The organism is Acidovorax sp. LjRoot118, assembly GCF_964253575.1.
Lineage (GTDB): Bacteria > Pseudomonadota > Gammaproteobacteria > Burkholderiales > Burkholderiaceae_C > Acidovorax.
The window spans coordinates 2,071,799-2,098,784 of sequence record NZ_CAXURB020000001.1 but is presented as its reverse complement, the minus strand read 5'-3'; the positions used below and the strand labels follow the sequence as shown (position 1 = coordinate 2,098,784).

Sequence of the window (26,986 nt, the reverse complement as noted above, 5' to 3'; positions counted from 1 at the left end):
CGGCTTTCAGGAAACCAAGCAACCAACACCGACGAGGGAATCCATGACATTGCGATTGACCGCCGCGGCCTTCGCCGCCCTGGCCGCCACCCTGATCGCCTGCGGCAGCAGCGGCGGCAGCGAGCCGCCGTTCACCGTCAAGCTGATCGGCTTCAACGACTACCACGGCAACCTGGAATCCCCCGGCACCTTCGGTGCCAGCGCCGCCGTGCCGGCAGCCGACCGCCCGCCCGTGGGCGGCGCCGAATTCATGGCAGCCCATGTCGCGAAGCTCAAGGCCCAGAACCCGAACAACGTGGTCGTGGGTGCCGGTGACTCGATCGGCGCATCGCCGCTGATCTCCGCACTGTTCCAGGACGAGCCCGCGGTAGAAACGCTCAACCGCATCGGGCTGGAGTTCAACTCGGTGGGCAACCACGAGTTCGACAAGGGCTCGGCCGAGCTGCTGCGCCTGCAGAACGGCGGCTGCAAGACCGGCGAGCCCAACAGCTGCAAGGGCTCGGTGGCCGGCACGCCGGTGCCCTTTGAAGGCGCCAAGTTCAAGTGGCTGTCGGCCAACGTCATTGCCACCGCGACCGGCAAGCCCCTGCTGCCGGCCTATGGCATCAAGGAGTTCAAGGGCGTTAAGGTGGCCTTCATTGGCATGACCTTCAAGGCGACGCCCACCGTGGTGACACCCACCGGTGTGGCCGGCCTGGAGTTCCGCGACGAGATCCAGACGGTGAACAACCTGATCCCCGAGCTCAAGGGCCAGGGCATCGAAGCCATCGTCGTGCTGGTGCACGAAGGCGGCTTCCAGTCCGGCACCGTGTCGGACATCAACGGCTGCGAGGGCGCGCTCGCCGGCTCGGGCATCGCCACCCTGGTCAAGGGCCTGGACAACGCGGTGGACGCGGTGATCAGTGGCCACACGCATGCCGCCTACAACTGCAAGCTGCCCAACGCCACGGGCCGTGCCATCCCGGTGACCAGCTCCAGCTCGTTCGGCCGCGTGCTGACCGACATGGACCTGACCATCGACCCGTCCACGCGCGACATCAACGCCGCCACGGCCACCAACCGCCTCGTGGTGCGCAACGACCCCGCCGTGCCCGCCGATGCGGCCGTCGCCAGGATCATCGCCGGCTACAACACCCTGGTCTCGCCCATCGCCAACACGGTGATCGGCTCCATCGCCGCCGAGCTGCCCAACAGCCGCACCGACGGCGCCTGCAACATGCCGGCCGGCGACCTGGTCGCCGACGCCATGCTGGCGGCCACGCAGGGCCCCACCTTCGGCTCGGCGGTCATCGCCCTGATGAACGGCGGCGGCGTGCGCAACCCCGGCTTCACCTTCGCGAGCAGCCCGGTGGGCGAAGGGGCCGGCAACGTTACCTACGGCGAGGCCTTCACCACGCAGCCGTTCGGCAACAGCCTGGTGACCATGTCGCTGACGGCGCAGGACCTCAAGGACGTGCTGGAAGAGCAGTTCGCGGGGTGCAAGGGCCAGTCGACCACGGCCACGCGCGTGATGCTGCCGTCCAACGGCTTCAAGTACACCTGGGACGGCGCCAAGGCCTGCGGCGCGCGCGTCAGCAACGTCACGCTGCGCAACGGGGCCTCGACGGAGACCATCGTCGACGCCGCGGGCGCAGTGCCCAACCCGACCAAGACCTACCGCGTCACCATGAACAACTTCATGGCCGATGGCGGTGATGGCTACTCCACCTTCCTCAAGGGCACCAGCCGCCTGGGCGGCGCGCAGGACATCGATGCGCTGGTGGCCTACCTGTCCGGCTTCAAGGCGCCCAAGGCACCGTACACGCTGGGCACCAACCCCAACGATGCGGGCGGCTCACGCATCAACCGCACCGGCACCAGCACCGCATGCCCGACCGGCGCCGTCACTTCCTGAGCGGTCTGCTGGCGCTGGCGGCGGCCGGCCCGCTGGCGGCCTCGCCGGCCACCGAGGAGAAGCTCAAGGCGATCATGCAGGCGGCGGCCGGCCGGCCACCCGACGCCGAGCGCCTGCGCGAGCGCGAAGCCCTGCTGCGCGAGGCCGAGGCCGCGCTGGCGGCCGGCGATGCACAAAACGCCGAGCAGGGCTTCGACCGCGCCGCGATGATCCTGCATTCCGCCGACACCGAGATGGGCCTGGTGCGCAGCTACATGCAGTCGGGCCAGTACCGGCGCGCGCTGGCTTTTGGCGCCCACACGGCGGGCGCGCACCTGGACGTGGTCGGCGGCGCGGCGCTGTATGCCTGGCTGCTCCACGCGGGCGGGCAGGACGCTATCGCCCGCAAGCTGCTGGCCGATGCGCAGGCGCGTGCACCATCGCAGCCTCTGGTGGCCGGTGTGGCCCGTGAGCTGGCGTCGGGCGCGCCACATGCGAGCGGCGACATGCTGCTGGCGCCCGCGCGGCTGGCCCCGTACAGCCACCCCGGCCACCTGGCCGCATTGCCGCGGGGCGCGCGCCTGGTTGCGGCCGGTACGCTGGTGGATGAAGGCCGCATGGCGCTGGTGCCCGCGCGGGCCGCCGCTGGTGGCCGGCGCCTGTGGGTTCGCAACGGGCTGGGGCAGTTGGTGCCGGCCACCGCCATGCCGGTGCGCAGCGAGGGCGGGGTCGCCCTGCTGCGCCTGGGCAGCCCGCTGCCCGCGCCGTCCACGGGCACCGTGCCCGCAGATGTGTTCCCGGGTGCCGTGGCCTTCGCAGTGGCGTATGCCCAAGCAGGCGATGCGGGCGCCGCCTGGCCCCTGCTGCGCACAGGCTTCGTCGGTGCCGCCACGGGTGCGCAGGGAGATCGTGAGCTCGATCTGTCCATGCACCAGGGCCTGACGCCGGGTGGGCCCGTCTTCGACCAGGCCGGCCGGCTCGCGGGCATTGCGCTGCCTGAAGGTGCGGGCGCCAGGCTGATTGCCGCGCCCCGTTTGCGCACGGCATTCGCGGGGCGGGCTGCGCTGCCTGCTTCCACGGAGGGTGGCCGCCTGGGGCCCGACGCGGTCTACGAGGCGGCGCTGCGCAGCACCTTGCAGGTGATCGCCCCCCGCTGAGGCGCGGGCAGGCTGCAATGCCTGCGCTTGTGCAGGCGCGTCTTCTGCTTTATGGCGGAACCCTGGCGCTGGGCACTGATGGGTGCATGGCTAAATGCTGCTTGAGTCGGTGGCAGTCCACTGAAAACGACCCGACTCTCGCAGCCACCGAAAATGCACCTCCAGGCCCAGGTAGTCGCGATCCGCTGCGTTGAGCGCGTTCTGCCGCTCAAGGCAGCACACGAAGTAGCTGAAGCACACCTCCCTTTGCCTGCCGACCTTGGCAAACCAGGGTTCGTCCTGAACCCAATAGCGCTCGGCAGACAGGTAGCACTCGCCGGTCAACCTTTCCAGACCAGGGAATGCACTGCCAGGCGGCAGCCCGCTGAAGTACTGCGCCACCAGGCGCCACACCTCGGCCTCGATGACGGCTCGCAAACCCTGGAGGGCCTCGTAGTCAACGTCCTCGAAGCGATCACACCGCTCCCTGTCCACAGGCCCCGCCCATGGTGGACGGGGCACGACCACAACGCGGGGCCACGGCTGGGCGCCAAGCTCAGGCGGCCGCATGCAGGACATAGCAAACCCATGGCTCCTGGTTCTTGGTCTTGAACACGGCAATGCCTTGCAGATGGTGCAGTGCCAGGGCGCACAGCTCGTCCATATCGCTGGGGGTGGCGCGCAGTTGCGGGGTATCGAACACCTGGTAGCCGGTCTGGGTTGCCAGCTCCCTGACCTGAGCGGCCCTGTTTCTTGACAGCACAGGGAACACATCGTTGGCCCATGCCCAGGCCAGGCTTTCCAATGCGGGGAGGTAGGTGACGATGGGTGTCGCCTGGTACACGCATGTCCGGCCACCATCGCCGGTGAGTGTCAGGGTCGCTGCTTCTTTATCGATGTTCCATGCAGAAAAGCCGGCAATGGCCTGGCTGAAGGCCTCCTGCCTGGCCCGGTACCCGTCCATGGCAATGCTCAGCAAGTCTGCAAACCTGGCGTCTGTGGTGTCCTGGTGGTGGCGATGGAGATGCATGGGAGTTCGGCCGATAGTATCCGGGTATCGTGGTGCCGCAGGCTGGACAGTACGCAATCAGCCATCCAACCCAGGCACTATTCCACGATCAGTACATTCCAGAAATTGTCCTGCACGTTTGCCCTGCCACCCCGCCAATTGACCGTATGCCATATCCCGCAGTTCCCCGCTTCATCACCGCCAGGGCCCGGTGGCTGGTCTGGCTGTGCACCCTGGGCGCGCTGGCGGCGCCGATAGCGCGCTTTCTGCCAGCCGACCAGGTGCCCTCGCTGCAATGGCTGGTGGAGCTTCCGGCCCACTGGCAGTGGCTTTACCTGGTGGTGGGCGCGACCTCGCTGGTGCTGCTCATGCTCTCGGGGCGCAGCGGCATGGGCAAGGGGTGGCTGGCCCTGCCGGCCCTGGCAGCCCTGGTTCTGGGCGGCATCTTCCTGTGGCAGCCGGCCACGCTGCCGCGCGGTGCCGAACCGGCCGACCCCGGCGCGGTACTGACAGTGGGCACTGCCAACCTCAATGCGGCAACCACCGACTTCGGCCCGCTCACCGACTGGCTGGCCTTGGCCGATGCGCCCGATGTGGTGTTTCTGCAGGAGTTCACCGAGCTGGCCCAGCAGGCGCTCACCGGCAACCCCGCCGTGGCCGCGCGCTACCCCCACCGCCTCGCAGTTCCCCAGCCCGACCCGTTTGGCCTGGCCGTGCTGTCGCGCCATCCCTTGTCGGGCCTACAGACGCTGCAGCCACAGGACCTGCGCGACACCCTGCGCCTGCGCGCCACCGTGGCATGGAATGGCAAGGCCGTGTACCTGAGCGCGCTGCACCCCATGCCGCCGCTGGACCAAGGCTTCGCCCAGGCCCGCGACCGGGCCCTGGTGCAGGAGGCGCAGCACCTCACAGCGCAACCGGGCGGCCTGGCACTGATGTCGGGGGACCTGAACATCACCCCCTGGGCGCGGGGACTGTTCGCGGTGGACGGCAGCATGCGCCGCGCCAATGGCATGGCACCCAGCTGGCCTAATGCCTTCGGCTGGCTGTCGGTGCTGCCGCTGGACCATGTGCTGGCATCGAGCGGCTGGCAGGTGGTGGGCGGGGGCATCGGGCCGGACTTGGGGTCGGACCATCGGCCCGTGGTCGTGCGGCTGACCGTCGCGCCTTAAGCGGCCTTCTGCGGTGCAGGCGCCTTGGGCCTGGCCTTCTTCTGCGCGGCCCGCGAATCATTGAAATCCGCCGCCGCGCGGCACCCTGCGCAAGGCCATGTCCGACAGGTCGCATGCATTCCCTCCTACACCTTTCAGCGGGCAATGCAATAGCCTGTCATGAACCAAGCACCAAGCCCGCGCGACAGCATCCATGCCGTGCGCAGCGCTTGCCAGAACGGAGCACCACTGATGAACGCACCCAAGGACCTGTTCCTCCAGCCCACCCGCTCTTTCCAAGACTTCCTGCGCACCCGCGAGCGGATCTCCAACGACTACATCAACGGCCACCCCGAGCCGCTGGCGGACATCGCCACGCAGCACGACCCCGCCACCTTCTTCCCGCCCAGCGGCACCACGGTGCAGGGAGCGGCAGAGGTATCAGCCAGCCAGCGCCAGGGCGCGCAGAGCTTTCGCGATGGCAGCACGGGGCAGTTCGAGATCATGCAGAGCGCCAGCAGCGGTACCCTCGCGTTCTGGACCGGCGTGCAGCATGCCGAGGTGGTGATGGAGGGCAAGGACGAGCGCGTGTCGATGCAGTTGCGCACGACCGAGGTGTTTCGCCTGGAGGATGGCCAGTGGAAGCTGATCCACCGCCATGCGGACATGCGCAAGGCGGGCGACGGCATCAAGGTCTGAACGCGCCATGGCGCGTTCTGGCTTCGCACCGGAGCCTGTCGCAGTCGTCTTGCCAGGACGGCGCCCACGTCCATCGCCAAGTCCTTGACACTGCACGAAGGTTGCATCCACTACCCCAGGCCTCGGAATCCGCCCCCCTATAATCGTCTCAATCAGTGAAACAGGACGGTCATGGAATACACGGTCAATGCGGTGCAGGAGGCGCTCGGGGTTCTGATGGTGGTAGCCCACAACCCGGGGCTAGGCGTGACGGAGATAGCCAAGCGCTCGGGCAACACCAAGGCTAGAACCTTCCGCTTTTTGGTCACACTGGAAGAAGCGTCTTTCGTGCAGCGTGACCGCGACTCGACGGCCTACAGCCTGGGCTACAAGGCGCTGGTGCTGGGCCTGGCCGCGCAAGAGCAAGTAAGCCTGACGCGGCTGGCCGACAAATACCTCGAAGCGCTGCAGGACCGGTTTAACGAGCATTCGGCCGTGTTGGTGCGTGACGAACTCGAATCCGTGTCGGTTGCGCAAAAACTCAGCACGCACGAGGTGCGGGTGCAGGGCGCGGTCGGGCGCCGGCGTCCACTGCATGCGGGCGCATCGGGCAAAGTGCTGCTGGCTTTTGCATCGCCCGAAGTGCAGGCTGCCGTGCTGGAGGGCGAGTTGAGCAAGTTCACCCCCCAGACCATCACCAGCAAGACCAAGCTCAAGCAGGAGCTCAAGCGGATCGCAGAGCAGGGCTATGCCACCTCGATAGCGGAGATGGCGGCCGACGTGGTGGCGGTCGCCGCGCCTGTGTTCGACTCCACAGGCTCGGTGCAGGCAGCCATCGGCATATCACTGCCCTCCAACCGCGCGCCGGACGACCTGGCGAAGATGATCCAGGCTGTGAGCAAGAGCGCAGCCGACCTGTCGTTCGAGCTGGGCTGGCGCAACCACGGCTGACCGGCTGCGGGGTCTTCGGGCGATACCCCGCCTTTTTCACGCTTTTCACCACTGATGCGCTGCCGTTGACACAGCTGCGCCAGGCGGCCTTGCCCGCCTGAAAAGCCGCGGCCGCCGCTCGCAGGCCCCGGCCTCTGACCGTTCCCGTAAGACCAGCCCTCGCTGCCTGGTCGACATTGCACGTCCACGCCCTGCTCGCCTGCTGGCAAAGCCCCTTGCAGGCCCCGCCCGACAGCGGCTGCGCAGCGATTTCGCACGCCCATACCAACGCCCGAGCGCTTTACGCGCAATTTTTCATGTGATAGCATTTGTATTACTGAACAAAACACAGTATCAACAAACAAAACATGCAAGCAGCAATCGAACAGCCGCAGAAGCGGCAAATCACCCCATGCCACGGGGTGGAACACAACGTGATGATCACCATGCGCGATGGCGTGCGGCTGGCCACGGACATCTACTTTCCCGCAGCGGCCGGCCAGCGTCTGCCCGGCCGCTTTCCGGTGGTTCTGGAGCGCACGCCCTACGGCAAGAGCGTGCCCAGCCGCTCCGAGCGCACGCACGCCGACGCCACTCCCCTCACCCGCGCCGAGGTAGCGGGGTACTTCGTTGCCCATGGCTATGTGGTGGTCTACCAGGACTGCCGGGGTCGCTACGGCTCCGAAGGCGATTTCGTCAAGTACTTGAGCGATGCCAAGGACGGCTACGACACCTGCGCATGGATCCTGGAACAGGACTGGGCGGACGGCGCCATAGGCACCAAGGGCCTGTCGTACGCAGCGCACACGCAGATGGCGGCGGCCAGCCTGGGCGCGCCCGGCCTGCGCGCGATGGTGGTGGACTCGGGCGGCTTCTCCAACGGCTTTCAGAGCGGCATCCGCCAGGGCGGTGCCTACGAGCTCAAGCAGGCCGCCTGGGCAGTGATGTTCGCGGCCGAGCATTCGCGCCGCAAGCACGCCGATGACAGCGACGGCCTGCACCTCACCCCGCAGGACCTGGACCGCTGGTTCAAGCGCATGCCCTGGCGCCGCGGCGATTCGCCGTTGACGGGGGCGCCCGATTACGAGGACTTTCTCTTCGACCAGTGGGAGCGCGGCAACTTCGACAGCTACTGGAAGCAGCCAGGCATCTACGCAGAGGGTTACTACGACCGGCTGTGGCACATCCCGGCGCTGCATATTTCCTCCTGGTACGACGTGTACCCTCGCACCGCTGTCGAGAACTTCAAGGGAACAAAGGGGCATGGCGCGCCCCAGCAACTGGTGCTGGGCCCGTGGACGCATGGCAACCGCTGGGAGACCTTTGCAGGCGACGTGGACTTCGGCCCTGCAGCGCGGCTCGACGCCAGCCTGGCGCCCAGCTTCCTTGAGCTTCGCCTGCAGTGGTTCGACCGCTGGCTCAAGGGCATGCAAACGGGCCACGGCGCCAAAGCCACTGCCCGCTCGCCAGTGAGCCTGTTCGTAATGGGCGGCGGCAGCGGCCGCAAGAATGCCCAGGGCCGGCTGGACCACGGCGGCCATTGGCGCGCCGAGCAGGACTGGCCCATCCTCGGCGTGCGGGATACGCGCTTGTACTTGCATGCCGATGGCAGCCTGCAAAGCGGGCCAGCCCCACAGACGCAGGGCGCGCACGAATACGTCTTCGACCCGCAAGACCCCGTCCCCACTCTGGGCGGCAGCGTGGTATCGCGCCCGCCGGCCATCTTTGCGGGCGGGTTCAACCAGGTGGAGCGCGCGGACTTTTTCGGTTGCCGCATGCCCGGCCGCCCACTTGCCCGGCGGCAGGATGTGCTGGTATTCGAGACGCCGCAGCTCACCCACGACGTGGAGGTGACTGGCGCCATCGAGGTGGTGTTGCACGTCTCCAGCAACTGCCCGGACACGGACTTCACCGCGAAGTTGGTGGACTTGTACCCCCCCAGCGACGATTACCCCGAGGGCTATGCGCTGAACCTCACGGACGGCATCCTGCGCGCGCGCTACCGTGATTCTTGGGAGCACCCGGCCCTGATGGAGCCGGGCCAGGTCTATGCGCTGCGCATAGAACTCTTCCCCACCAGCAACCTGTTCCAGCGCGGCCACCGCATCCGGCTCGACATCTCGAGCAGCAATTTCCCCAAGTTCGACGTAAACCCCAACACGGGCGAGCCCGAGGCGCAGGCCACCCATTCGCGCGTGGCGATCAACCGCATCCATATGGGCGGCGTGCACGCGTCACACCTGCGGCTGCCCATGGCGCCCCGTGCCGCCAAGCCCTGAGCCGCTGATGCACCCCTACAGATTTTCCATCCCCGCCACCCCTGCCCATTTCTTGAAACAATGGAGAACACCATGAAGCGATTCGCCAGCCTGCTCACTGCCGCCGCATTGAGCCTCACGTCCCTAGCGGCCCACGCGGCATGGCCCGATCATTCGGTGCGCTTCATCGTGCCGTTTCCGGCGGGCGGTCCATCCGACGCTGCCATGCGCGTCGTGGCCAAGCGCCTGGGTGAGCTGTGGGGCCAGCCCGCAGTGGTGGAAAACCGGCCCGGCGCGCCAGGCATCGTGGTGGCGGCCTCGGCGCCGGCCGACGGCTACACCTTCGTGCTGGGCGCGGGCTCGCACATGGTGACGGCGCCCCTCATGAACCCCAAGCTCGCCTACAAGCCGCAGCGCGACTTCGTGCCCGTGAGCCTGCTGCTCACCAACACACCGGTGCTCACCGTGCACCCTTCGCTCAAGGTGAAGACGCTCAAGGACCTCATCAGTTACGCCAAGGCGCATCCCGGCGAGCTCAACTACAGCTCTGCAGGCAACGGCAGCCCCAGCCACCTGATGATGGAGATGTTCAACGACATCACGGGCACCAAGATGACGCACATCCCCTACCGAGGCGGAGCCCCTTCGGTGCAAGAGCTGCTCGCCGGGCACGTACAGTTGGGCATCAATGCCACACCCACAGTGCTGCAGTACGTGAATACGAACAAGCTCACGCCCCTGGCCGTGGCCAGTGCCAGGCGGGATGCGTCCATGCCCAATGTTCCCACCATGACAGAGGACGGCGTACCCAACTTCGACTACCAGATCTGGTACGGCATCTTCGCACCAGCCAACACTCCGGCGGCCATCGTGGCCAAGCTCAGTACCGACATGCAGAAGCTTCTGGCCGAGCCTGCCATCGTGCAGCAGATGCGCGCCCAGGGCGCCGATGCCAAGGGCTCAACGCCCCAGGCCTTCAGCCGCATGGTGCAGGCGGACACCGCCGCCTGGGGCAAGCTGATCCAGGAAAAGAAGCTGAGTCTCGACGAATAGGCGCCACCGGCAGGCGACCAGTTCAGGACTGCGGCACGGTGCAACGGCCTTCGCCCGCAAGGGGCGCCTGCACAGACCTTCACATCCTTCGAAGGATATGAGAAATGGCCTGCGTGCGGCAACGGCTTCGCTGCACACCATGCGAAGAATCTGTTGAAAGACAGGGGCGAACTCCCGCCCCTGCCCCACGCCGCTCTGGTGGGGCTTGACGACCTCGGCGTGTTGGACCAAGTGCTAACCACTTGGTCTTTTTTTGGCCCGTGATTTCGCCACGCACCTTCATGGTGAGCGCGCACCGCCATGGCGCATGCGATGGACCACATTGCACGCAGCATCGACCGACAACACCAAAGATCAACAGACAACACAAACACTTGACGGAGCGTTCTCTCAGTTTCAAAATTGTCTCATCTATCGCAACATTGTCTCAACCAATAAAACATCATGAATTGAGACATGGCGGTAGGGGGCTTGCAGCCGATGGGCCGCAGGTCGTCATCCACCCATACCGGAAAGACTCCATGAAGAAACACACCATCGCCTTTGCCGCCACCCTGGCCGCAGCGGGCCCGGCCCTCGCCCAAACGTCGGGCGTACAGATCTATGGCATTGCAGACGTGGGTGTGGCCTATGTCGGCACCGTGCAGGCCCCTACTACTGCGGCACCGAAAAACACCGGCAGCGGCTGGCTGCAAGACTCGGGGCTGCTGCAAGCCTCACGCCTGGGGTTTCGGGGCACGGAGGACCTGGGAGGCGGCCTGCGGGCGCAGTTCGGGCTGGAGGGCGGGCTGGCCATTGACAGTGGCTCATTCAGCCAAGGCGGCCTGCCCTTTGGCCGGCGCTCCACAGTGGGCCTGGCTGGCTGGATCGGTGATCTGCAGATCGGCCGCCGCAAGGACTTCACCGACGAGATCGCGGAACCGTTCTCCAGCATCACGCCGTTCGGCACCTTCATTACGCGCGTGCACTCCAACAACATGGACCGTATCGGGGGTAACCGGGCCAACAACATGGTGTACTACAGCACCCCGCGCTGGAACGGCTTTCGCGCCAACGTGACTTACGGATTGGGCGAGACGGCGGACAGCACTGCCACGGGCCAATCGTTCGGCGCGGGCGCCATTTACAACACCGAGGGTTTCGGTGCCGGCGTGGGCTACTGGCAGTCAAAACTGGGCGTGGTGACCGCCACGGCCAACAGCAGCAGCGACCAGGGAGCCGCCACGGGCGCGGGCTGCAACACCGTGGGCATGGGCCAGCCGGGCGAGGTCTGTATGCGCACGTGGATCGTGGGCGCACGCTACAAGACCGGCGGCCTGCACCTGCATGGCAGCTTCTCGCGCGTGAACCAGCCGCTGGTGCGCACAGGCGCGGGCGCTGGGCCCAACTTCGCAGCCAACTTCACGCGCCCTACCGGCACCCAGCCCTTCACTGCTGGCGGACCCAACAACCCGTCGAGCAATATTGCGGACCTGGGCGTGGAGTACGCCATGGGCGTGTGGCTGCTCAAGGGCAGCTTCATCCAGTCACGCTACAACTTCATCGGCGCCGCCAGCAAGGGTAAGCTCACGCAGTACACGGCCGGCGCAGAATACCGCCTGTCAAAGCGCACCACGCTGTACGCCACCGTGGCCCACCTGAAGGCCGATGCCATGTACAGCCCCGGCATCATCGGCCCTGCGCCCGGGGCCGGCAACGCCACCACGGCCCTAGGCACCGGCATCCGCCACACGTTCTGAGAGCGACGGCCGTCAGGCGGGGCGGGCCACAGCCCTGCCCGGCCGCCGTATCGTCCACAGCGCAGCCGCCATCAGCACCACGCCGCCCAACTGCACCGGGCTCAGCGTGCGCCCGTACACCACCCAGTCCACCAGCACGGCCGTGAGCGGGTAGACGAACTGCAGCACCGCCACCTTGCCCAGCGCCAGCCGGGCCATGCCGGCGAACAGGATCACGTAGGCCAACCCAGTGTGCATCACGCCCAGGCCTGTGAGCCAGGCCCAGGCAGCCGCCGTATGCGGCCAGCCGAAGGCCAGCGGCGCCCACGCCAGCAGCACGGCGCCCACCAGGCACTGCCACAGCGCCAGGGCAAAGGGGCTGATGGGCGCGGGCGCGCGGCTGGCCAGCAGCGTGACGGCGGCATAGCAGAACGAGCCGCCCAGGCACATCAGCACCCCGGCCAGGTAGGCCCAGCCATCGGCCGTGCCGACGGGTATGCCATCGAGCAGCCCGGTGGTGAGCACCAGCCCGGCCAATGCCGCCAGCGTGGCCATCCATTGGACTGGAGAGACGGCCTCGCGCAGAAACAGCGCACCGAACACGATGACCCAGATGGGCTGCACGTGGAAGATCACCGTGGCCACCGCGATGGAGGTGCGCGGGATGGCCGCGAAGAACAGCGCCCAGTTGAGCACCATGAACACGCCCGTGGCGCAGGCCACCCAGCGGCTCTTCGCCTGGTGGCGCAGCAGCAGCTCACGCCCCCGGCCCGTGGCCAAGCACCAGGCCACCAGGGCCAGCGCGCCGAAGGCGCAGCGGAACCACACCGTCACCAGCGGGTGCTGGCCGGCCTCTTCCACGAAGACTCCGATGGTGCCCAGCAGCACGCCGCCGGCGATCATGAGCCATTGGCCCGTGCGCTCGCGGGCCTGGGTTGCAAGGTCGGGGGTGCTGGCGAGTGACGCGGGCGAAAGGGGCAGTGCAGAGGCCTTGTGGTTCATGGCGCCAATGGTCGTGAATTGATCGCCACAGGTAAAGCGCATAGTTCGCGGCACAGCCATTCGGTAATCGAATACATTGATTGGCAACCATCCTCGTCTACAGACCTACGCGCATGAACTACCCCGACCTGCAGATCGACTGGCTGCGCGCCTTCGTCGCCGTGGTGGACGCTGGCTCGCTCTCGGGTGCGGCGCCGCTGGTGCACCGTTCGCAGTCGGCCGTCAGCATGCAGATCAAGAAGCTCGAAGCGGCGCTGGGCCGCCCGGTGCTGCTGCGCGGCCCGCGCCACCTGGAGCTGACGCCTGTGGGCAATGAGCTGCTGTCGTACGCGCGCCGTATGCTGGAGCTGCAGGCCGAGACACAGACGGCCCTGTTCGGCCCGCAGCTGGCGGGCCGGGTGCGCCTGGGCGTGCCGGACGACTATGCATCGACCTACCTCACGCCGGTGCTGCGCAGTTTTTCGCACCGCTACCAAGGGGTGGAGATCGAGCTGACCTGCGAGCAATCGACCTCGCTGATCCCGCGCGTGGTGCGCGGCGAGCTCGACCTGGCCCTGGTCTCGCGCGACAAGCCGCAGCGCGGGCGCTTCCTGTTCCAGGAGCCGCTGGTCTGGGTGGGTGCCGCGCAGTTCGAGGCCTGGCGGCGCGACCCGCTGCCGATTGCGGTGTACGAATCGGCCAGCCTGGCGCGCATCGCCACCATGAAGGCCCTGGCCGCGCGGCGCCGCGCCTACCGCATCGTGTACCACAGCTCCAGCCTGGCGGGCCAGCTGGCCGCCGTGGAAAGCGGCCTGGCCGTGGCCGTGCTCACACGCTGCAGCGTGCCGCCCAACCTGCAGATATTGCAGAACCTGCCGGCCGAGTTCGACCTGCCCGCGCTGGATTCGATGGACGTGTCGGTGCTGCGCAGCAAGGAGTCGCAGCGCTCACCGGCGGTGGATGCGATGTACGAGCAGATGGTGCGGACGCTCGCCCAGTGAGCCAAGTGGGTGACAGCGCAGATCTCCCACAGGGGCGAGAATGCAGCACATTCCCCCGGAGACACCCATGACCATCCCCTCCACTGCCCTGCAACTGCGCTCGCTGGTACAGCCCGACGGCACCCTGCAGATCAGCCTCGAACCCACGGCCGTACCCACGCCAGGGCCCGACGAGGTACTAATCCAGATCCAGGCCACGCCGATCAACCCGTCGGACATCGGCCTGCTGTTCGGGCCGGCCGATCTGTCCACCGTGCAGGTGGCCGGCAGCGCCGACCGGCCGGTGGTCACCGCCCGCATCCCGGACCGCGCCATGCCCGGCATGGCCGCGCGCCTGGGCCAGAGCATGCCCGTGGGCAACGAGGGGGCGGGCCTGGTGGTGGCGGCAGGGTCCTCGCCCGCCGCCCAGGCGCTGCTCGGGCGCACGGTGGCTCTGATCGGTGGGGCCATGTACGCGCAGTACCGGGCCATGCCCGCCGCGCAATGCCTGCCGCTGCCGGCCGGCACCACGGCGGCCGAGGGGGCGTCGTGCTTCGTCAACCCGCTCACCGCGCTGGGCATGGTGGAGACCATGAAGCGCGAGGGCCACACGGCGCTGGTCCACACCGCCGCCGCCAGCAACCTGGGCCAGATGCTCAACAAGGTCTGCCAGAAGGACGGCATCGGCCTGGTCAACATCGTGCGCAAGCCCGAGCAGGCCGCATTGCTGCGCGAGATCGGTGCCCAGTACGTGTGCGACAGCAGCGCACCCGGCTTCATGGCCGAGCTGACCGATGCCCTGGCCGCAACCGGCGCCACCATCGCGTTCGACGCCACCGGCGGCGGCACGCTGGCCGGGCAGATTTTGCAGTGCATGGAGGCCGCCATCAACCGCAAGGCCACCGAGTACAGCCGCTATGGCTCGGCCGTGCACAAGCAGGTCTACCTGTATGGCCACCTGGACACGCGCCCGACGGAGATCCAGCGCACCTTTGGGATGGCCTGGGGCGTGGGCGGCTGGCTGCTGTTCCCGTTTCTGCAGAAGATCGGCAACGACGCCGCGCAGGCGCTGCGCCAGCGCGTGGCGGCCGAGCTCAAGACCACGTTCGCCAGCCACTATGCGCGCACGGTATCGCTGGCCGAAGCACTGAGCGCTGACGCCATTGCCTTCTACGGGCCGCGCAATACCGGTGCCAAGGTGCTGATCGATCCGTCGAAGTAGTCGGTGAGCACCAACGGCGCTGAAATCAGGTGGCAGCCAGCACCAGCTCCAGCAAGCGCTCATGCGGCCCCAGCAGCGCATCACCGCCGATCAACCGCAGCGCCCCGCCCTGCCCCCTGACCACCAGTTGCGGCACACCGCGTGCGCCCACGGCGCGCAGGGTGGCCTGCGAGCTGGCCACGCGTTCGGCCATGGCGCGGTGCAATGCGGCATCGGGCGACAGTGTCTGCGCGGCCGCGTCGGCCAGGCCCAGGCTGGTCAGCACCTCGGCCAGCACCTGCGCATCGGCCGTGTCACGGCCATCGATGTAGCGGGCGCGCTGCAGGGCGTGCAGGGCATCCAGTTCGCGGTCAGGCGCGGTCTGCGCCACGGCAGTCAGCGCCAGGGTGGCGGGGCCGGAATCGAAGCGGCCCGAAGGCGCGCCCAGTATCTTGTCGCGGTAGGCCTCGCTGAACGGCTGGCCGGTGAGCTTTTCGATGCGCTGGTCGTTGGACCAGGCATAGGCGGCAAATTCCGCATCCATGGGCCGGGCACCAGCGCCCGCGAACAGGCCCGATGGCGCCAGGGTGACATGCACGCCGGGGGTCCCCTGCAGGCGGCCCAGGGCAGGCGCAGCGGCGTAGCACCAGCCGCACAGGGGGTCAAACAAATACGTCACTGCCGTAGTCATGGTCTTGGTTCTTTTTCAGTAGGTGGGAAGAGCGCCGCTTCGAAAAGCGCCAGCTCTTCTTCCAGGGTGCCGCGGCTGCGGAAGTGGCGGTTGGCGCGGTCGTACCAGTTCTCGGCGTCTTCCAGATCGCTTTCCTGCAGGTGCAGGATGCCATGGAGCCAGGCCGCCAGCAGGGAGCCATCGTGCTGCACCAGATCGTGCGCTTCGTTCCAGCGCCCGGCGCGCAGGTGCTGCAAGACGGGTTGAAGTGGGTGCGTTGGCATGATCTGGTGGTCCATCACTTTGGGGGATTGGTAAACCTGTTGCTTACCACTTCATGTCGCCCTTGTTCACTTTTGCACCGATATCCAACGACAAGCCCATGGGCGCTGCGGGGTAGGCCTTTTTCATCGCCTCGATCAGCTCGGCGCTGGTCTTGGTCGCTGCGGCGTTCTTCTCGAAGGCCTGCAGGTAGCCTTTGGTGTAGGTCACATTGGCAGCGGTCAGTGCGGTGCCGGCGCCCATGTGGCCGGGCACGACCACGGCGGGCTGCAGGGCGGCCATCTCGTCGAGCTGGGCCACCCAGGCGCTGCGCTCGGCCACGGTCTGCGTGTCGGCGGTCCACACATGGGTGTTGGTGCCGAACACGCCGATATTGCCCACCACGGCCTTCACCGAGGGGATCCAGGCATAGGGGCGGTGCGCCAGCAGGCCGGTGGTGCCACGGATTTCGACCACCTGGCCGTCCACCGTGAGGGTGTTGCCGGTGATGGCCTTGGGCAGCACAGGCGTGCGCGGCGCGTTGGCGCCCATCTTGGGGCCCCAGAAGGCAAGCTTGCCGGCGAGCTTGGCGCTGATCTTTTCCAGTACGGCGGGGGTGGTCACCACCTCAGCCTGGGGAAAGAACTCCTTGAGCGTTTCCACGCCGAAGTAGTAATCCGGGTCGGCCTGGCTCACGTAGATGGTCTTGAGCGCTTTGCCGCTGTCGAGCACGTTGGCGGCAATGCGCAGCGCGTCGGCACGGGTGAAGCCAGCGTCGATGACCATGGCCTCCTTCTCGCCGTAGACCAGGGTGGAGTTGACGTTGAAGCTGTTGCCGTCGGCGTTGTAGACCTTGATCTGCAATGGCTCGGCAGCCTGAGCGGCGGTGAAGGCGATGGCCAGGGTGGCAGCGATAACGGTGGTGCGGAACATGCGGGAATCTCCAGAAGTGGGTGGTGTTGCTCGGTACAGGCTGCAGTTTATTTGCGCCAATCGATCTAATAAACCGCTTAAACTGCGCATATTTGTTGCACCAATAGATCAAATATGGACCGCCTGACCGCTATGCGCGTGTTTGTGGAAGTCGCCACCAGCGGCAGCTTCAGTGCCACGGCCGACCGGCTCGACATGTCGCGCGCCATGGTCACGCGCTATGTGGGCGAGATGGAGCAGTGGCTGCAGGCCCGCCTGCTGCAGCGCACCACCCGCAGCGTGACGCTGACCGATGCGGGCGAGGCCTGCCTGCGCCGCTGCCAGCAGATGCTGGCGCTGGCGCAGGACATCGAGGAAGAGACCACCGCCACGGGTGAAGGCGAGCTGCGCGGCCAGTTGCGGCTGACCTGCAGCGTGTCGTTCGCCTATGCGCAGCTGGGCGCGGCGATCACCGACTTTCTGGCGCTGCACCCGCTGCTCAAGATCGACCTGGATGCGAGCGAAGGCGCGCTCAACCTGGTGGAGCGGCGCATCGACCTGGCGATCCGCATCAGCAGCGGGCCCGACCCGATGCTGATCGCCCGGCCGCTGGCGCGCTGCGACTCGGTGCTGGTGGCCTCGCCCGCGTACCTGGCGCGCCATGGCGTGCCCGCCCTGCCGGCCGACCTGGAACGCCACCGCTGCCTGAGCTATGCCAACTTCGGCAAGAGCGTGTGGGAGCTGGCCCGGGGCGGCGAGACTGCGCGCGTGGCCGTGTCCAGCCACTTCAGCGCCAACGAGGCCACCACCTTGCTGCGCGCCGCGCTGGCCGGTGGCGGCATCGCGCTGCAGCCCACCTACCTGGCCAACCCGCATATCGCCAGCGGGGAGCTGGCCGCCGTGCTGCCCGAGTGGGGGCTGCCGGTGATGGCGATCAATGCGCTGTACACCTCGCGCCGGCACCAGTCGCCTGCGGTGCGGGCGTTGCTGAATTTTCTCGTCGAGCGCTTCAAGGGAGCCCCCTGGTCGCTCTGAAATACAAAGGCCCGGGCACCAGCCCTGGCCTTTGCATCAAAGGGCCAACCTACCGTCAGGGCAGGATCACCGTAGCCCTGGCCCGGTCGATCTGGGCCTGTGCGTCCCGCGGCAGCAACAGGCGCTGGGCCACCAGAGCATTGGCCGCCTCGGTCACAGCGGCCACGTAGCCGGCCTGGTTGCCGTACAGCTCTTCCAGCGACACCCGGCCATCACCGGCGGCCAAGCGCGCGGCCCGCGTGGTGTGAAACGGGATGTAGCCGCCCGTGAGGTTGGCCAGGTCGGTGATGCCTGGCGTGGCCACGTAGTTGAACTCGAAGCTCGTGCCCAGTGGGGCGCGCGCCTCCACGCTCTGGATGCCGGCGCGGGTCAGACCGGTGCGCGCGTCCACCTGGGGCACCAGGATGGCGTAGTCGCGGTTCAGGTTGCGCGGGGGCAGCACGCTGGCGATGCCGGCCTCGTCCTGCGGCACATACTGCGGGCCGAAGTCGAACAGCGGGAAGTTGTTGTGCCAGCCCAGGTAGTTGAAGTCGGGGATGGCCGTCTGCGCGCCGTTCACCGCCCAGGTCAGCCCCTTCATGGCCGGGAAGGCCACCTGCGCGGGCCGCACCAGCGTGCCATCGGCCACCTTGGGCACCTGGCTGGCGGGTGGAGTGGTGCCGCGCACCACCCAGTCCTCCAGCCCCAGGAACAGCGCGCGGAAGGTGTCGTTGAACTGCACCACCGTGCCCGTGGGGTATGGCGCGCGGCTCGGCGCATAGCTGATGCTGGCCGTGCCGCCGGCCCCGCCGTGCTGGGTGCTGGCGTAGTAGTAGATGCGCGCGTTGTCGGGCTGGGTCAGGTCCTTGAGCCCATTGGCGTCCGTTAGCACCGGCGAGCCCTGCAGCTGCCAGAACTCCGTGCCCGACAGGCCCAAAAAGAACTTGGGGCAGGTGCTGGTGGCGGCACAGCGCTTCATCACCCCGCCCTGGCGGCCGCTGATGTCGTCCACGTAGTCCTTGTCCAGCCCGCGCGGCGCCGTCTGGCCGAAGGCGGTGTGGTCGGTGCGCAGCCCGCCGCCGCCGCCGGGCACGGCGAAGCGGGTGTTGATGTTGGTCTGGCGTGCGGCCACGTGGGCGTACATGCCGTCGAACACCTTGCTGCCATCGAGCGCCTGGTTGAAGCCCAGGTGCAAGAAGGTCTTCATCGCGTTGCCCGACTGCGAGGTGCCCTGCCCCAGCGTGTGCGTGATGCGCCCAGCCACCGGGTTGGCCGTGCCGCTGGCGTCGGCCCCCTTGCTGCGGAAGAAGCTCACCGTATCGCGCAGCGCGGCCAGGCCCACGCCCATGACCTTGGGGTCCTTGGCGACGTAGACCAGCTCGTACAGGTAGGCCGGGTCGAACCCGCCCTTGAGGCAGACGCTGGTGGGGCTGGGCGTGCCAGGGAAGGCTTTGGCGCCCGTGGCGTCGCAGGTGGCGAACTTCCAGTCCGCAGCGGAGATGGTCACGTATGGATCGGTCTCGTTGGCGCGCCGCGTGAGCGAATAGCCGGGCTGGGTGTTGTCCAGGCTGGCGGGCTCGTAGGGGATCATAGTGCCATTGAAAACGCCGCCGGGCAGCGTCATCGCCGGACTGGCCGCCGTGGGCACCAGCTCGGCGCGGTACGGGCCGGTGATGCTGGTGCCGTCCTTGTTCTTCGCCACGGGCACGGTGGCCGTGAGGCGCGCCGCCGCGCTCTTGGGCACGTCGACCTGCCAGGCGGAGTACAGCATCACGTAGCCGCGCTCCAGGTACACGGCATCGCTGGGCGTGGCCGTGGGGTTGAGCATGGTGAGGATGTTGCCGCGGTTGGGCGCGTCGTAGCGCAAGACCCCGCTGGCCTTGGCCATGTCCTTGGGCTTCAACATCACAAACTCGGTCTTGTATTCGGCCATGCCGCGGGCATTGACAGGCGCCAGCGCCAGGTCCTGGATGACCGCGTTCTTGGGATCGGCAGGGTCCACCTCGCCCGATAGCGTGCCCGTGAGGCGCTCGTACGTGCCCACGGTTCCGTAGGTGCCCGGGAAGTCCTCGCGGGCGGTGATCTCGAGCTTCATCGCCGGGGCCTTGCTGGTCAGGCCGTCGTCGCTGCTGCTGCCGCCGCAGGCGGTGACGGCTGCTGCGGCCGCAGCCGTGAGAGCGATGGCGCCCCAGGTGGGAAGAGGATGTTTTCTCATGTTGCTTGTCTCCTGTGTGGTTGCTCTTGTGGTCTTGCTTGCGGGAAAACGGGCGTGCGCCGGCCCTGCACTCCGCGCCAGAGCGGGTGTTCAGGCATGGCTGCGCCCATACCGGCTGCGCGTGGGCGCAGCCGATAGGGTCTCTGTCAGGGGTGGGCTGTGCGCGCGTTCACAGCGCGGCACAGGGCTGCGTGCAGGCTGGACACGCAGGTTTTCGTTGGCTTGGAGCGGATAACAAAACTCAGCGAAGCGGTTCTGGCTAGGCGCTACACATCAGATTTCTCGCAGGCAGTACGAGTAGTACGACAAGACGCAGCAACGACGCCAGAAGAGTTTTGTTAGCCGCTCTTACTCGGCTTCGATGCCGGCGGCCTTGATGACCTTGCCCCACTTGACCGTCTCGCTGGCCTGGAACCTGGCCAACTCGTCGGGCGTGGTGGTCCAGGCTTCGGAGCCGGCTAGGTCGTAGAAGGACTTGGCGGCCGCGCTCTTCGTGGCAGCGCCCATCAGTTCATTGAGGCGCGTCACCACGGCAGGCGGCGTGCCGGCAGGGGCATAGGCCGCGAACCAGTAGCCCATGTCATAGCCCTTGACGCCAGCCTCGTCGATGGTGGGCACGTCGGGCAGCTGCGAGCTGCGCTTTTGCGTGGAGTAGCCCAGCGCGCGCAGCTTGCCGGCCTTGACCTGGGGCACGCCGGTGGAGGTGTCGGTGATCATCAGGTCGATCTGGCCGCCCAGCAGGTCGGTGATGGCCAGGGGGTTGCTCTTGTAGGGCACGTGCAGTATGTCCACGCCGGCCAGCTGCTTGAGCATTTCACCAGCCATGCGGCTCGACGAGCTGCCGCTGCCGAAACTCAGCTTGCCCGGCGCCTTTTTGGCCGCGGCCACGACGTCGCCCACGTTCTTGTAGGGCGATGCGGCATTGACCACCATCACCTGCCCGCCCTTGCCCAGGCCGCTGATGGGCGCGAAGTCCTTCACCGGGTCGTACGAGAGCTTCTTGTACAGGTGCTCGTTGGCCGCGTGCGTGGTGTTGGTGGTGATGAGGAGGGTATAGCCGTCCGCAGGCGCCTTGGCCACCGCCTGTGCGGCGATCATGCCGCTGGCGCCGGCCTTGTTGTCGATGACCACGGGCTGCTTGGTGTCGTTGGTGATGGACTGGCCGATGGCGCGCGCCAGCTGGTCGGTGGCGCTGCCGGCGGCAAACGGCACGACGAAGGTGATGGCCTTGGCCGGGTAGGCCTGGGCCATGGCCGTGCCGGCCAAGCCTAGCGATGCGGCCATGGCCATGGCGGCGGCAAGGGTGCGTCGGCGGGCTGGGGAATGGATGGTGTTGAAAGCGCTCATGTTGTCTCCTGGTGTTGTTGGTGATGGTGAAAGAAGGAAATCGGGGTCAGCCTGGGCCCGCAAGATGCCCGGCCAGTGCCTGCGGCACCTGCACCGGCAGGTCGAGCAGCAGGTAGCTCAGCGCCTTGCCGTGGCTGTCGAGGTTCAAGGCGTCGTTGACACCGCCGTCGAGCACGTCGTCGAGCACGAAGTTCATGGCCTGCAGCTGCGGCAGCACATAGCGCACCACGCGGCCCGGCTGGCGCTGCGCGAAATGGTGCGCCACAGCGGCCTCGGTCACCTGGGCCATGAGCACATCCCACAGTGCAGGGTGCCAGGCGATGACGCTGATGTTGGAGCGGTTGCCCTTGTCCCCGGTGCGGCTGTGCGCCAGGCGGTACAGCGGAACAGTGATGGTGTCGGTCATGCGGCCGCCCTTTCTTCTTGCACGATGGCATCGAACATGCGGTAGCCCGTGGGCACGGCCTCGCGCGGCACCAGGCACGACACGGTGCCCAGGCGTGGCCGCATGGCCGTGCGCACCCCGCCGCCGCCCGCAGGGCCACAGGTGTACAGGGCCGTCACCTCGCGCAGCAGGCGCTGGGCGCTGGCATGGTCGCGGTGCTGCAGGGCCACGCGCAGGCGCACGTCGCGGGCACCGCCGTCGCCGGTGGCATCCAGCCAGCGGCCGGCATCGTCCCCCAGCACGCTGGTCACGCCGATCAGGTCGATGCGCAGCGGGCCCAGGCCGGCCAGCCGCTCGCGCAGCACCTCGCCCGCCAGGCGGGCACGGGCCTCGGCCCGGGCGCCGGCGTAGGAGATCTCGCCCTCGGCGAACCAGCCCGATTCGAAGCACACGTTGACCTTGAGCGTGGCCGGCCGGGCATGGCCGCGCACCCCTTCGAGCCGCACGGCATCGGGCCCCACGGCGGTGACGGTGGCCTCGGTGATGTCGGCCACCACGTCGGGGGTCAGGTAGGCGGCGGGGTCGTGCAGCTCGTACAGCAGTTGCTCCTTGACCGTGCGCTCGTCGATGCGCCCGCCGGTACCCGGGGGCTTGGTGATGGTGCAATGCCCGTCGGCATCGATCTCGGCAATCGGGTAGCCCAGGCGGGCCATGCCGGGCACGTCCTTGTAGCCGGGGTCGGCGAAATAGCCGCCGGTGACCTGGGCGCCGCATTCGAGCAGGTGGCCGGCCATGGTGGCGCGGGCCATGCGATCCCAGTCGTCGGGTGCCCAGCCGTAGTGCGCCAGGGCCGGGCCCAGCACCAGGGAGGGGTCGGCCACGCGGCCGCAGACCACTACATCAGCGCCCTCGCGCAGCGCGCCGGCAATGGCCTGCGCGCCGATGTAGGCGTTGGCGCTGGCGATGGTTTCGGTGGGCATGGCATCGCCCAGGGCACCCTGCAGCAGGGCGCGGTGCGCCGGGCCGCTCAGGTCATCGCCCTGCACCACCGCCACGCGCGGGCGACGCAGGCCCAGCTCTGCCGCCAGTTGCACGATGCGCCGGGCGGCGCCCTTAGGGTTGGCCGCGCCAAAGTTGCTCACGATGCGCACGCCGTGCGCCAGGCAGTCGCCCAGCACGGGGCGCAGCATGTCCACCAGCAGGGGCTCGTAGCCGGCGTCGGGGTCGCTGCGGCGGGCCAGCTGGGCCAGGGCCAGGGTGCGCTCTGCCAGGGTCTCGAAGATCAGCACGGCCGGTTGGCCGCTGGCGATCAGGGCCTGTACCACGGGCGCGGCGGCGTCCGTGCGGTCGCCCGAGAAGCCGGCGGCGCAGCCGACCAGCAGTGTTGCGTTGTTCGCCATGGGTGTCTTTGTCTCCTGGGTTGAATGTAGGCAGCTGCTGTTATTCTGTGAAATAGATTGTTGGTATCAATCTATCCGTTTTTCAGATTAATCTATCGGCAATGAGCAGCCACCATCTCTCCACCCGCCAGCTCGACGCCTTCCTGGCGCTGGCCGAGCAGCGCAACTTCACGCGCGCAGCGGCCCAGTGCCATCTGTCGCAGCCGGCGTTCAGCGCCCTCATCCGCGCGCTGGAGGAGGACCTGGGCCTGCGCCTGTTCGACCGCAGCACGCGGCATGTGGACTTGACGGGCGAGGGCCAGAACTTCCTGGAGTCGGCCCGGCGCATCCGCGCCGAGATCACCACCGCGCTGGCCGCCATGCGCGACGCGGCCACCCTGCAGCGCGGGCGCGTGGCCGTGGCGCTGCTGCCGTCGCTGGCTGCGGGCTGGCTGCCGGGCGTGCTGGCGGCCTACCGCGCGGCCTATCCAGGCATCGAGATCGACATTGCCGACGTGCTCTCGGAGCCCTGCATCGAGCGTGTGGCCAGCGGCAAGGCCGACTTTGCGCTGGCCGCGATCCGCGCCGACACACCCGAGTTGCAGGCCGAGCCCTTTTGCAGCGACGACTTCCATCTGGTGTGCCAGGCCGACCACCCGCTGGCCCACCGCAAGAAGCCCATTGCCCCTGCCGACCTGGCCACCTGGCCCTTCATCCACCTGGCGCGCAACAGCAGCGTGCGCCAGTACCTGGAGGCCGCCTTCCACCCCGAGGCCATGCACACGCTGATGGAGGTGGAGCAACTGGCCACCGTGATGGGCATGGTGCGCGCGGGCCTGGGGATCAGCGTGGTGCCGGCGCTCACGCTGTTCCACTTCGACCAGCCGGGCCTGGTCACCCGGCCGCTGGCCCTGCCCGGCTTGCTGCGCCAGATCTACCTGGTGCGTCGGCGCGACCGCAGCCTGTCGGTGGCGGCGCAGGCGCTGTACACGCTGGTGATGTCGCAGCGACCGGGCCAGGGGTAGCCCCCTATCGGTCTGTCATTGCCAAGTCGTGCACGTTTTTGGTAGTGGCATAGGCGAATGCCTACAAAATCTCTGGACAGGTGTCTTTATCATCGTGCGAAAAATGCGGTGCCGCACCGCCTTCCCCGGGCACGGCCCGATCACAGAACCAGGCACCCATGTCCTCCGGCATACCCACTACCCAAGCTTCCCTCCTGTCCGCCGGCGGCGAAATGGCCGGATTGATTGCGCGCTTCGATTGGGCCGCTACCGAACTGGGGCCGCTCGAACACTGGCCCGCTCACCTCATGCTGGCACTGGCCAACATGCTGCGCTGCCCCATGCCGATTGCCACGCTGTGGGGCGAATCGGGCGTGCTGATCTACAACGACCCCTACTCCAGGTTTTCGGGCGCACGCCACCCGGGCCTCTTGGGCATGAAGATCCGCGAGGCCTGGCCCGAGGCGGCCGACCTCAACGACCGGGTGCTCAAGGTCTGCCTGGCCGGCGGCACGCTCACGTATGAAGACCAGGAGCTGAGCCTGAACCGCGACGGCGTGCACAAGCCGTTGTGGGTGGACCTGAACTACTCCCCCCTGGTAGACGACGCAGGCACCCCGGTGGGCGCCATGGCCCTGGTGGTGGAAACCACCGACAAGGTGCTGGCCGACCGGCGCCTGCTGATGGAGCGCGAGCGCTTTGCCACCCTGTTCGAGCAGTCGCCCAGCTTCATGGTGCTGCTGCAGGGGCCCAGCCACCGCATCGAGCTGGCCAACCCCAAATACCTGGAGCTGGTGGGCGACCGCACCCTGCTGGGCCGCACGGTGGCCGACGCTCTGCCCGAGGCCGCAGAGCAGGGGTATGTGGCCATGCTCGATGGCGTGTACACCAGCGGCAAGGCGGCAACGGCCTTTGGTGCCCGTTTCGACATCCAGCAGCATGCGGGTGAGCCAGTGAGCGAGCGCTATCTGGATTTCGTGTACCAGCCGATACGCGATACCTCCGGCGCGGTGACCGGCATCTTCGTGGATGGCCTGGACGTGACAGAGCGCGTGGCCGCTGAGGCCAAGCGCGACGCCTTGATCGAGTTCACCAGCCAGCTGCGCGGGCTGGACAACGTGGACGATATCAGCCTGGCCGCAGCCCGCATCCTGGGCCAGACCCTCAAAGTGAGCCGCGCGGGCTATGGCCGCGTGGACCACGATACCGACATCCTGCAGGTGCAGTGCGACTGGACGGCGCCGGGGGTGCTGACGCTGCAGGGAGAGCTCTGCCTGCGGGACTTCGGCACCTTCATCGATTCGCTCAAGAACGACGAGTTCGTCAGGGTGACCGATGCGCGCAACGACCCCCGCACTGCGGTGGCCGCCGGTGCGCTGGAGTCGCGCAGCGCCCGTGCCTTCATGAACATCCCCGTGGTGGAGCACGAACGCCTGGTGGCCGTGCTCTTCGTGAACCAGGACGACGTGCGCCAGTGGACCCACGAAGAGTGCGAGTTCATGCGCGAGATTGCGGGCCGCACCCGCACGGCCACCGAACGCGTGCGCTCCGAAAACGAGCTGCGCGGCAACGAAGCCCAGCTGCGCGAAATGAACGAGTCGCTGGAGCGCAAGGTGACGGAACGCACCAACGAGCTGATGGAGGTGGAGGCCAAGTTCCGCCAGTCGCAGAAGATGGAGGCCATCGGCCAGCTCACCGGCGGCATCGCGCACGACTTCAACAACCTGCTGGCGGGCATGAGCGCCAGCCTGCAGGTGCTGGAAAAGCGCCTCGCCGCCAGGAACTTCGACAACACCGAGCGCTACATCGGCATGGCGCAAAGCGCGGTGCGCCGGGCGGCATCGCTGACCCAGCGACTGCTGGCCTTCTCACGCCGCCAGACGCTGGACCCGCGCCCCACCGACGTGAACCGCCTGGTGGGGGGCATCGAGGAGATGGTGCGCCGCACGGTGGGCCCCTCGGTCGAGGTGGAGGTGGTGGGCGCGGGCGGCCTGTGGCTCACGCAGGTGGACCCATCCCAGCTTGAAAACGCCGTGCTCAACCTGTGCATCAACGCGCGCGATGCCATGGCCCCCAACGGTGGGCGCCTGACCATCGAAACGGCCAACAAATGGCTGGACGACCGCGCCGCAGCCGAGCGCGAGCTGCCACCCGGCCAGTACATCTCGCTGTGCGTGACCGATACCGGCGTGGGCATGGCGCCCGAGGTGATCGCACGTGCCTTCGACCCCTTCTTCACCACCAAGCCCATGGGCCAGGGCACGGGGCTGGGGTTGTCGATGGTGTACGGCTTCGTGCGCCAGTCGGGCGGCCAGGTGCGCATCTACTCGGTGCCCGGCGAAGGCACTACCATGTGCCTGTACCTGCCGCGCTACATGGGCGATGCCGACCAGGAGAATCCGCACATCCAGCCCACCTTCGACCACCGGGCCGATGGCGAGGTGGTGCTGGTGATCGAGGACGAGGCCACCATCCGCGGCCTGATCGCAGAAGAGCTCGAGGACCTGGGCTACAACGTGATCTCGGTGGGCGACGGCCCTGCCGGCCTGCACGTGCTGCAGTCCGAGCGCCGCATCGACCTGCTGCTGACCGACGTGGGCCTGCCCGGCGGCCTGAACGGCCGCCAGGTGGCCGACGCCGGCCGCGTATCGCGCCCCGACCTCAAGGTGCTGTTCATCACCGGCTACGCCGAGAACGCGGCCGTGGGCAACGGCCTGCTGGCGTTTGGCATGGAGGTGATCACCAAGCCGTTTGACGTGGCGGCGCTGGCCGCCAAGGTACAGGAGATGATTGAGCGGTAGGGGCCGTTGGCGCGGCTACCATGCCCCCTC

23 protein-coding genes are annotated in these 26,986 nt (G+C 67.7%); 13 read left to right on the top strand and 10 right to left on the bottom strand.

What is annotated here, in order from left to right:
* Positions 1–43: 43 nt before the first annotated feature.
* Both ACSQ9E_RS09785 and ACSQ9E_RS09780 read left to right on the top strand, forming a co-directional pair.
* The gene (locus tag ACSQ9E_RS09785) at positions 44–1,894 is read left to right on the top strand and encodes a bifunctional metallophosphatase/5'-nucleotidase (protein WP_436217601.1); all 1,851 of its coding nucleotides are present in this window, start codon (positions 44–46) and stop codon (positions 1,892–1,894) included.
* Positions 1,867–3,030, top strand: a complete 1,164-nt coding sequence (locus tag ACSQ9E_RS09780; RefSeq protein ID WP_428000437.1) for a hypothetical protein — start codon at positions 1,867–1,869, stop codon at positions 3,028–3,030. Before ACSQ9E_RS09785 ends, ACSQ9E_RS09780 begins: the two co-directional genes overlap by 28 nt.
* Positions 3,031–3,120: 90 nt before the next feature.
* On the opposite strand, the gene ACSQ9E_RS09775 is transcribed toward ACSQ9E_RS09780, so the two are convergent.
* Positions 3,121–3,447 (bottom strand): hypothetical protein, encoded by a 327-nt coding sequence (locus ACSQ9E_RS09775; RefSeq protein WP_436217600.1) that lies wholly within the window; start codon positions 3,445–3,447, stop codon positions 3,121–3,123.
* A 118-nt stretch (positions 3,448–3,565) separates the two neighbouring features.
* Positions 3,566–4,039: a DUF6882 domain-containing protein gene (locus ACSQ9E_RS09770; protein ID WP_157412713.1), complete on the bottom strand. Its 474-nt coding sequence runs from the start codon at positions 4,037–4,039 to the stop codon at positions 3,566–3,568.
* A 146-nt stretch (positions 4,040–4,185) separates the two neighbouring features.
* Between ACSQ9E_RS09770 and ACSQ9E_RS09765 the strand changes: the two genes are divergently transcribed.
* The 6 genes from ACSQ9E_RS09765 (at position 4,186) to ACSQ9E_RS09740 (ending at position 11,827) form a co-directional block, all read left to right on the top strand.
* Entirely contained in the window at positions 4,186–5,190 is a 1,005-nt protein-coding gene (locus tag ACSQ9E_RS09765) for an endonuclease/exonuclease/phosphatase family protein (RefSeq protein WP_057206823.1), read from the top strand.
* Positions 5,191–5,349: 159 nt separating this feature from the next.
* Entirely contained in the window at positions 5,350–5,868 is a 519-nt protein-coding gene (locus ACSQ9E_RS09760; protein WP_436217599.1) for a YybH family protein, read from the top strand.
* A 171-nt stretch (positions 5,869–6,039) separates the two neighbouring features.
* Positions 6,040–6,798: an IclR family transcriptional regulator gene (locus tag ACSQ9E_RS09755; protein WP_057206825.1), complete on the top strand. Its 759-nt coding sequence runs from the start codon at positions 6,040–6,042 to the stop codon at positions 6,796–6,798.
* Between the two features lie 347 nt (positions 6,799–7,145).
* Positions 7,146–9,056 (top strand): CocE/NonD family hydrolase, encoded by a 1,911-nt coding sequence (locus ACSQ9E_RS09750; protein ID WP_436217598.1) that lies wholly within the window; start codon positions 7,146–7,148, stop codon positions 9,054–9,056.
* 72 nt (positions 9,057–9,128) lie between these two features.
* On the top strand, positions 9,129–10,088 hold the full coding sequence (locus ACSQ9E_RS09745) for a Bug family tripartite tricarboxylate transporter substrate binding protein (RefSeq protein WP_082604457.1): 960 nt from the start codon (positions 9,129–9,131) through the stop codon (positions 10,086–10,088).
* Between the two features lie 521 nt (positions 10,089–10,609).
* Entirely contained in the window at positions 10,610–11,827 is a 1,218-nt protein-coding gene (locus tag ACSQ9E_RS09740) for a porin (protein WP_057206832.1), read from the top strand.
* A gap of 12 nt (positions 11,828–11,839) precedes the next feature.
* Here the strand turns inward: ACSQ9E_RS09740 and ACSQ9E_RS09735 are convergent, their stop codons facing one another.
* Positions 11,840–12,808, bottom strand: a complete 969-nt coding sequence (locus ACSQ9E_RS09735) for a DMT family transporter (RefSeq protein WP_436217597.1) — start codon at positions 12,806–12,808, stop codon at positions 11,840–11,842.
* Between the two features lie 113 nt (positions 12,809–12,921).
* Here ACSQ9E_RS09735 and ACSQ9E_RS09730 point away from each other — a divergent pair, with 113 nt between their 5' ends.
* Positions 12,922–13,788 carry a LysR family transcriptional regulator gene (locus ACSQ9E_RS09730; RefSeq protein ID WP_436217596.1) on the top strand — a complete coding sequence of 289 codons (867 nt, stop codon included), beginning with the start codon at positions 12,922–12,924 and terminating at the stop codon, positions 13,786–13,788.
* Positions 13,789–13,855: 67 nt separating this feature from the next.
* Positions 13,856–14,989 carry a zinc-binding dehydrogenase gene (locus tag ACSQ9E_RS09725; protein ID WP_428000429.1) on the top strand — a complete coding sequence of 378 codons (1,134 nt, stop codon included), beginning with the start codon at positions 13,856–13,858 and terminating at the stop codon, positions 14,987–14,989.
* Positions 14,990–15,014: 25 nt separating this feature from the next.
* Here the strand turns inward: ACSQ9E_RS09725 and ACSQ9E_RS09720 are convergent, their stop codons facing one another.
* The 3 genes from ACSQ9E_RS09720 to ACSQ9E_RS09710 are packed head-to-tail and all read right to left on the bottom strand — an operon-like array spanning position 15,015 to position 16,832.
* Positions 15,015–15,659 carry a DsbA family protein gene (locus ACSQ9E_RS09720; protein ID WP_428000428.1) on the bottom strand — a complete coding sequence of 215 codons (645 nt, stop codon included), beginning with the start codon at positions 15,657–15,659 and terminating at the stop codon, positions 15,015–15,017.
* The gene (locus tag ACSQ9E_RS09715) at positions 15,656–15,937 is read right to left on the bottom strand and encodes a hypothetical protein (protein ID WP_436217595.1); all 282 of its coding nucleotides are present in this window, start codon (positions 15,935–15,937) and stop codon (positions 15,656–15,658) included. The genes ACSQ9E_RS09720 and ACSQ9E_RS09715 overlap by 4 nt, the downstream gene beginning before the upstream one ends.
* A gap of 28 nt (positions 15,938–15,965) precedes the next feature.
* A complete protein-coding gene (locus ACSQ9E_RS09710) occupies positions 15,966–16,832 on the bottom strand; it encodes an MBL fold metallo-hydrolase (RefSeq protein WP_057268884.1) in 867 nt (288 codons plus the stop codon).
* Between the two features lie 114 nt (positions 16,833–16,946).
* Between ACSQ9E_RS09710 and ACSQ9E_RS09705 the strand changes: the two genes are divergently transcribed.
* Positions 16,947–17,846 carry a LysR family transcriptional regulator gene (locus ACSQ9E_RS09705; protein WP_436217594.1) on the top strand — a complete coding sequence of 300 codons (900 nt, stop codon included), beginning with the start codon at positions 16,947–16,949 and terminating at the stop codon, positions 17,844–17,846.
* 55 nt (positions 17,847–17,901) lie between these two features.
* Here ACSQ9E_RS09705 and ACSQ9E_RS09700 read toward each other — a convergent pair whose 3' ends face one another.
* The 4 genes from ACSQ9E_RS09700 to ACSQ9E_RS09685 form a co-directional block, all read right to left on the bottom strand.
* A complete protein-coding gene (locus tag ACSQ9E_RS09700; protein WP_436217593.1) occupies positions 17,902–20,040 on the bottom strand; it encodes an alpha/beta hydrolase domain-containing protein in 2,139 nt (712 codons plus the stop codon).
* A 348-nt stretch (positions 20,041–20,388) separates the two neighbouring features.
* The gene (locus ACSQ9E_RS09695) at positions 20,389–21,387 is read right to left on the bottom strand and encodes a Bug family tripartite tricarboxylate transporter substrate binding protein (protein WP_436217592.1); all 999 of its coding nucleotides are present in this window, start codon (positions 21,385–21,387) and stop codon (positions 20,389–20,391) included.
* Between the two features lie 46 nt (positions 21,388–21,433).
* Positions 21,434–21,793 carry an AtuA-related protein gene (locus tag ACSQ9E_RS09690; protein ID WP_436217591.1) on the bottom strand — a complete coding sequence of 120 codons (360 nt, stop codon included), beginning with the start codon at positions 21,791–21,793 and terminating at the stop codon, positions 21,434–21,436.
* On the bottom strand, positions 21,790–23,172 hold the full coding sequence (locus tag ACSQ9E_RS09685; protein ID WP_436217590.1) for an acyclic terpene utilization AtuA family protein: 1,383 nt from the start codon (positions 23,170–23,172) through the stop codon (positions 21,790–21,792). The genes ACSQ9E_RS09690 and ACSQ9E_RS09685 overlap by 4 nt, the downstream gene beginning before the upstream one ends.
* 101 nt (positions 23,173–23,273) lie before the next feature.
* Between ACSQ9E_RS09685 and ACSQ9E_RS09680 the strand changes: the two genes are divergently transcribed.
* Together ACSQ9E_RS09680 and ACSQ9E_RS09675 are read left to right on the top strand one after the other, a co-directional pair.
* A complete protein-coding gene (locus tag ACSQ9E_RS09680; protein ID WP_436217589.1) occupies positions 23,274–24,176 on the top strand; it encodes a LysR family transcriptional regulator in 903 nt (300 codons plus the stop codon).
* Between the two features lie 212 nt (positions 24,177–24,388).
* Positions 24,389–26,956 carry an ATP-binding protein gene (locus tag ACSQ9E_RS09675; protein WP_436217588.1) on the top strand — a complete coding sequence of 856 codons (2,568 nt, stop codon included), beginning with the start codon at positions 24,389–24,391 and terminating at the stop codon, positions 26,954–26,956.
* Positions 26,957–26,986 lie beyond the last annotated feature (30 nt).

Coding starts and splice junctions, on each gene's coding strand:
- ACSQ9E_RS09725 (WP_428000429.1), top strand. CDS start 13,856: ATGACCATCCCCTCCACTGCCCTGCAACTGCGCTCGCTGGTACAGCCC.
- ACSQ9E_RS09680 (WP_436217589.1), top strand. CDS start 23,274: ATGAGCAGCCACCATCTCTCCACCCGCCAGCTCGACGCCTTCCTGGCG.
- ACSQ9E_RS09685 (WP_436217590.1), bottom strand. CDS start 23,172: ATGGCGAACAACGCAACACTGCTGGTCGGCTGCGCCGCCGGCTTCTCG.
- ACSQ9E_RS09705 (WP_436217594.1), top strand. CDS start 16,947: ATGGACCGCCTGACCGCTATGCGCGTGTTTGTGGAAGTCGCCACCAGC.
- ACSQ9E_RS09695 (WP_436217592.1), bottom strand. CDS start 21,387: ATGAGCGCTTTCAACACCATCCATTCCCCAGCCCGCCGACGCACCCTT.
- ACSQ9E_RS09710 (WP_057268884.1), bottom strand. CDS start 16,832: ATGTTCCGCACCACCGTTATCGCTGCCACCCTGGCCATCGCCTTCACC.
- ACSQ9E_RS09675 (WP_436217588.1), top strand. CDS start 24,389: ATGGCCGGATTGATTGCGCGCTTCGATTGGGCCGCTACCGAACTGGGG.
- ACSQ9E_RS09740 (WP_057206832.1), top strand. CDS start 10,610: ATGAAGAAACACACCATCGCCTTTGCCGCCACCCTGGCCGCAGCGGGC.
- ACSQ9E_RS09770 (WP_157412713.1), bottom strand. CDS start 4,039: ATGCATCTCCATCGCCACCACCAGGACACCACAGACGCCAGGTTTGCA.
- ACSQ9E_RS09785 (WP_436217601.1), top strand. CDS start 44: ATGACATTGCGATTGACCGCCGCGGCCTTCGCCGCCCTGGCCGCCACC.
- ACSQ9E_RS09745 (WP_082604457.1), top strand. CDS start 9,129: ATGAAGCGATTCGCCAGCCTGCTCACTGCCGCCGCATTGAGCCTCACG.
- ACSQ9E_RS09760 (WP_436217599.1), top strand. CDS start 5,350: ATGAACCAAGCACCAAGCCCGCGCGACAGCATCCATGCCGTGCGCAGC.
- ACSQ9E_RS09730 (WP_436217596.1), top strand. CDS start 12,922: ATGAACTACCCCGACCTGCAGATCGACTGGCTGCGCGCCTTCGTCGCC.
- ACSQ9E_RS09780 (WP_428000437.1), top strand. CDS start 1,867: ATGCCCGACCGGCGCCGTCACTTCCTGAGCGGTCTGCTGGCGCTGGCG.
- ACSQ9E_RS09735 (WP_436217597.1), bottom strand. CDS start 12,808: ATGAACCACAAGGCCTCTGCACTGCCCCTTTCGCCCGCGTCACTCGCC.
- ACSQ9E_RS09715 (WP_436217595.1), bottom strand. CDS start 15,937: ATGGACCACCAGATCATGCCAACGCACCCACTTCAACCCGTCTTGCAG.
- ACSQ9E_RS09700 (WP_436217593.1), bottom strand. CDS start 20,040: ATGAGAAAACATCCTCTTCCCACCTGGGGCGCCATCGCTCTCACGGCT.
- ACSQ9E_RS09755 (WP_057206825.1), top strand. CDS start 6,040: ATGGAATACACGGTCAATGCGGTGCAGGAGGCGCTCGGGGTTCTGATG.
- ACSQ9E_RS09765 (WP_057206823.1), top strand. CDS start 4,186: ATGCCATATCCCGCAGTTCCCCGCTTCATCACCGCCAGGGCCCGGTGG.
- ACSQ9E_RS09720 (WP_428000428.1), bottom strand. CDS start 15,659: ATGACTACGGCAGTGACGTATTTGTTTGACCCCCTGTGCGGCTGGTGC.
- ACSQ9E_RS09750 (WP_436217598.1), top strand. CDS start 7,146: ATGCAAGCAGCAATCGAACAGCCGCAGAAGCGGCAAATCACCCCATGC.
- ACSQ9E_RS09690 (WP_436217591.1), bottom strand. CDS start 21,793: ATGACCGACACCATCACTGTTCCGCTGTACCGCCTGGCGCACAGCCGC.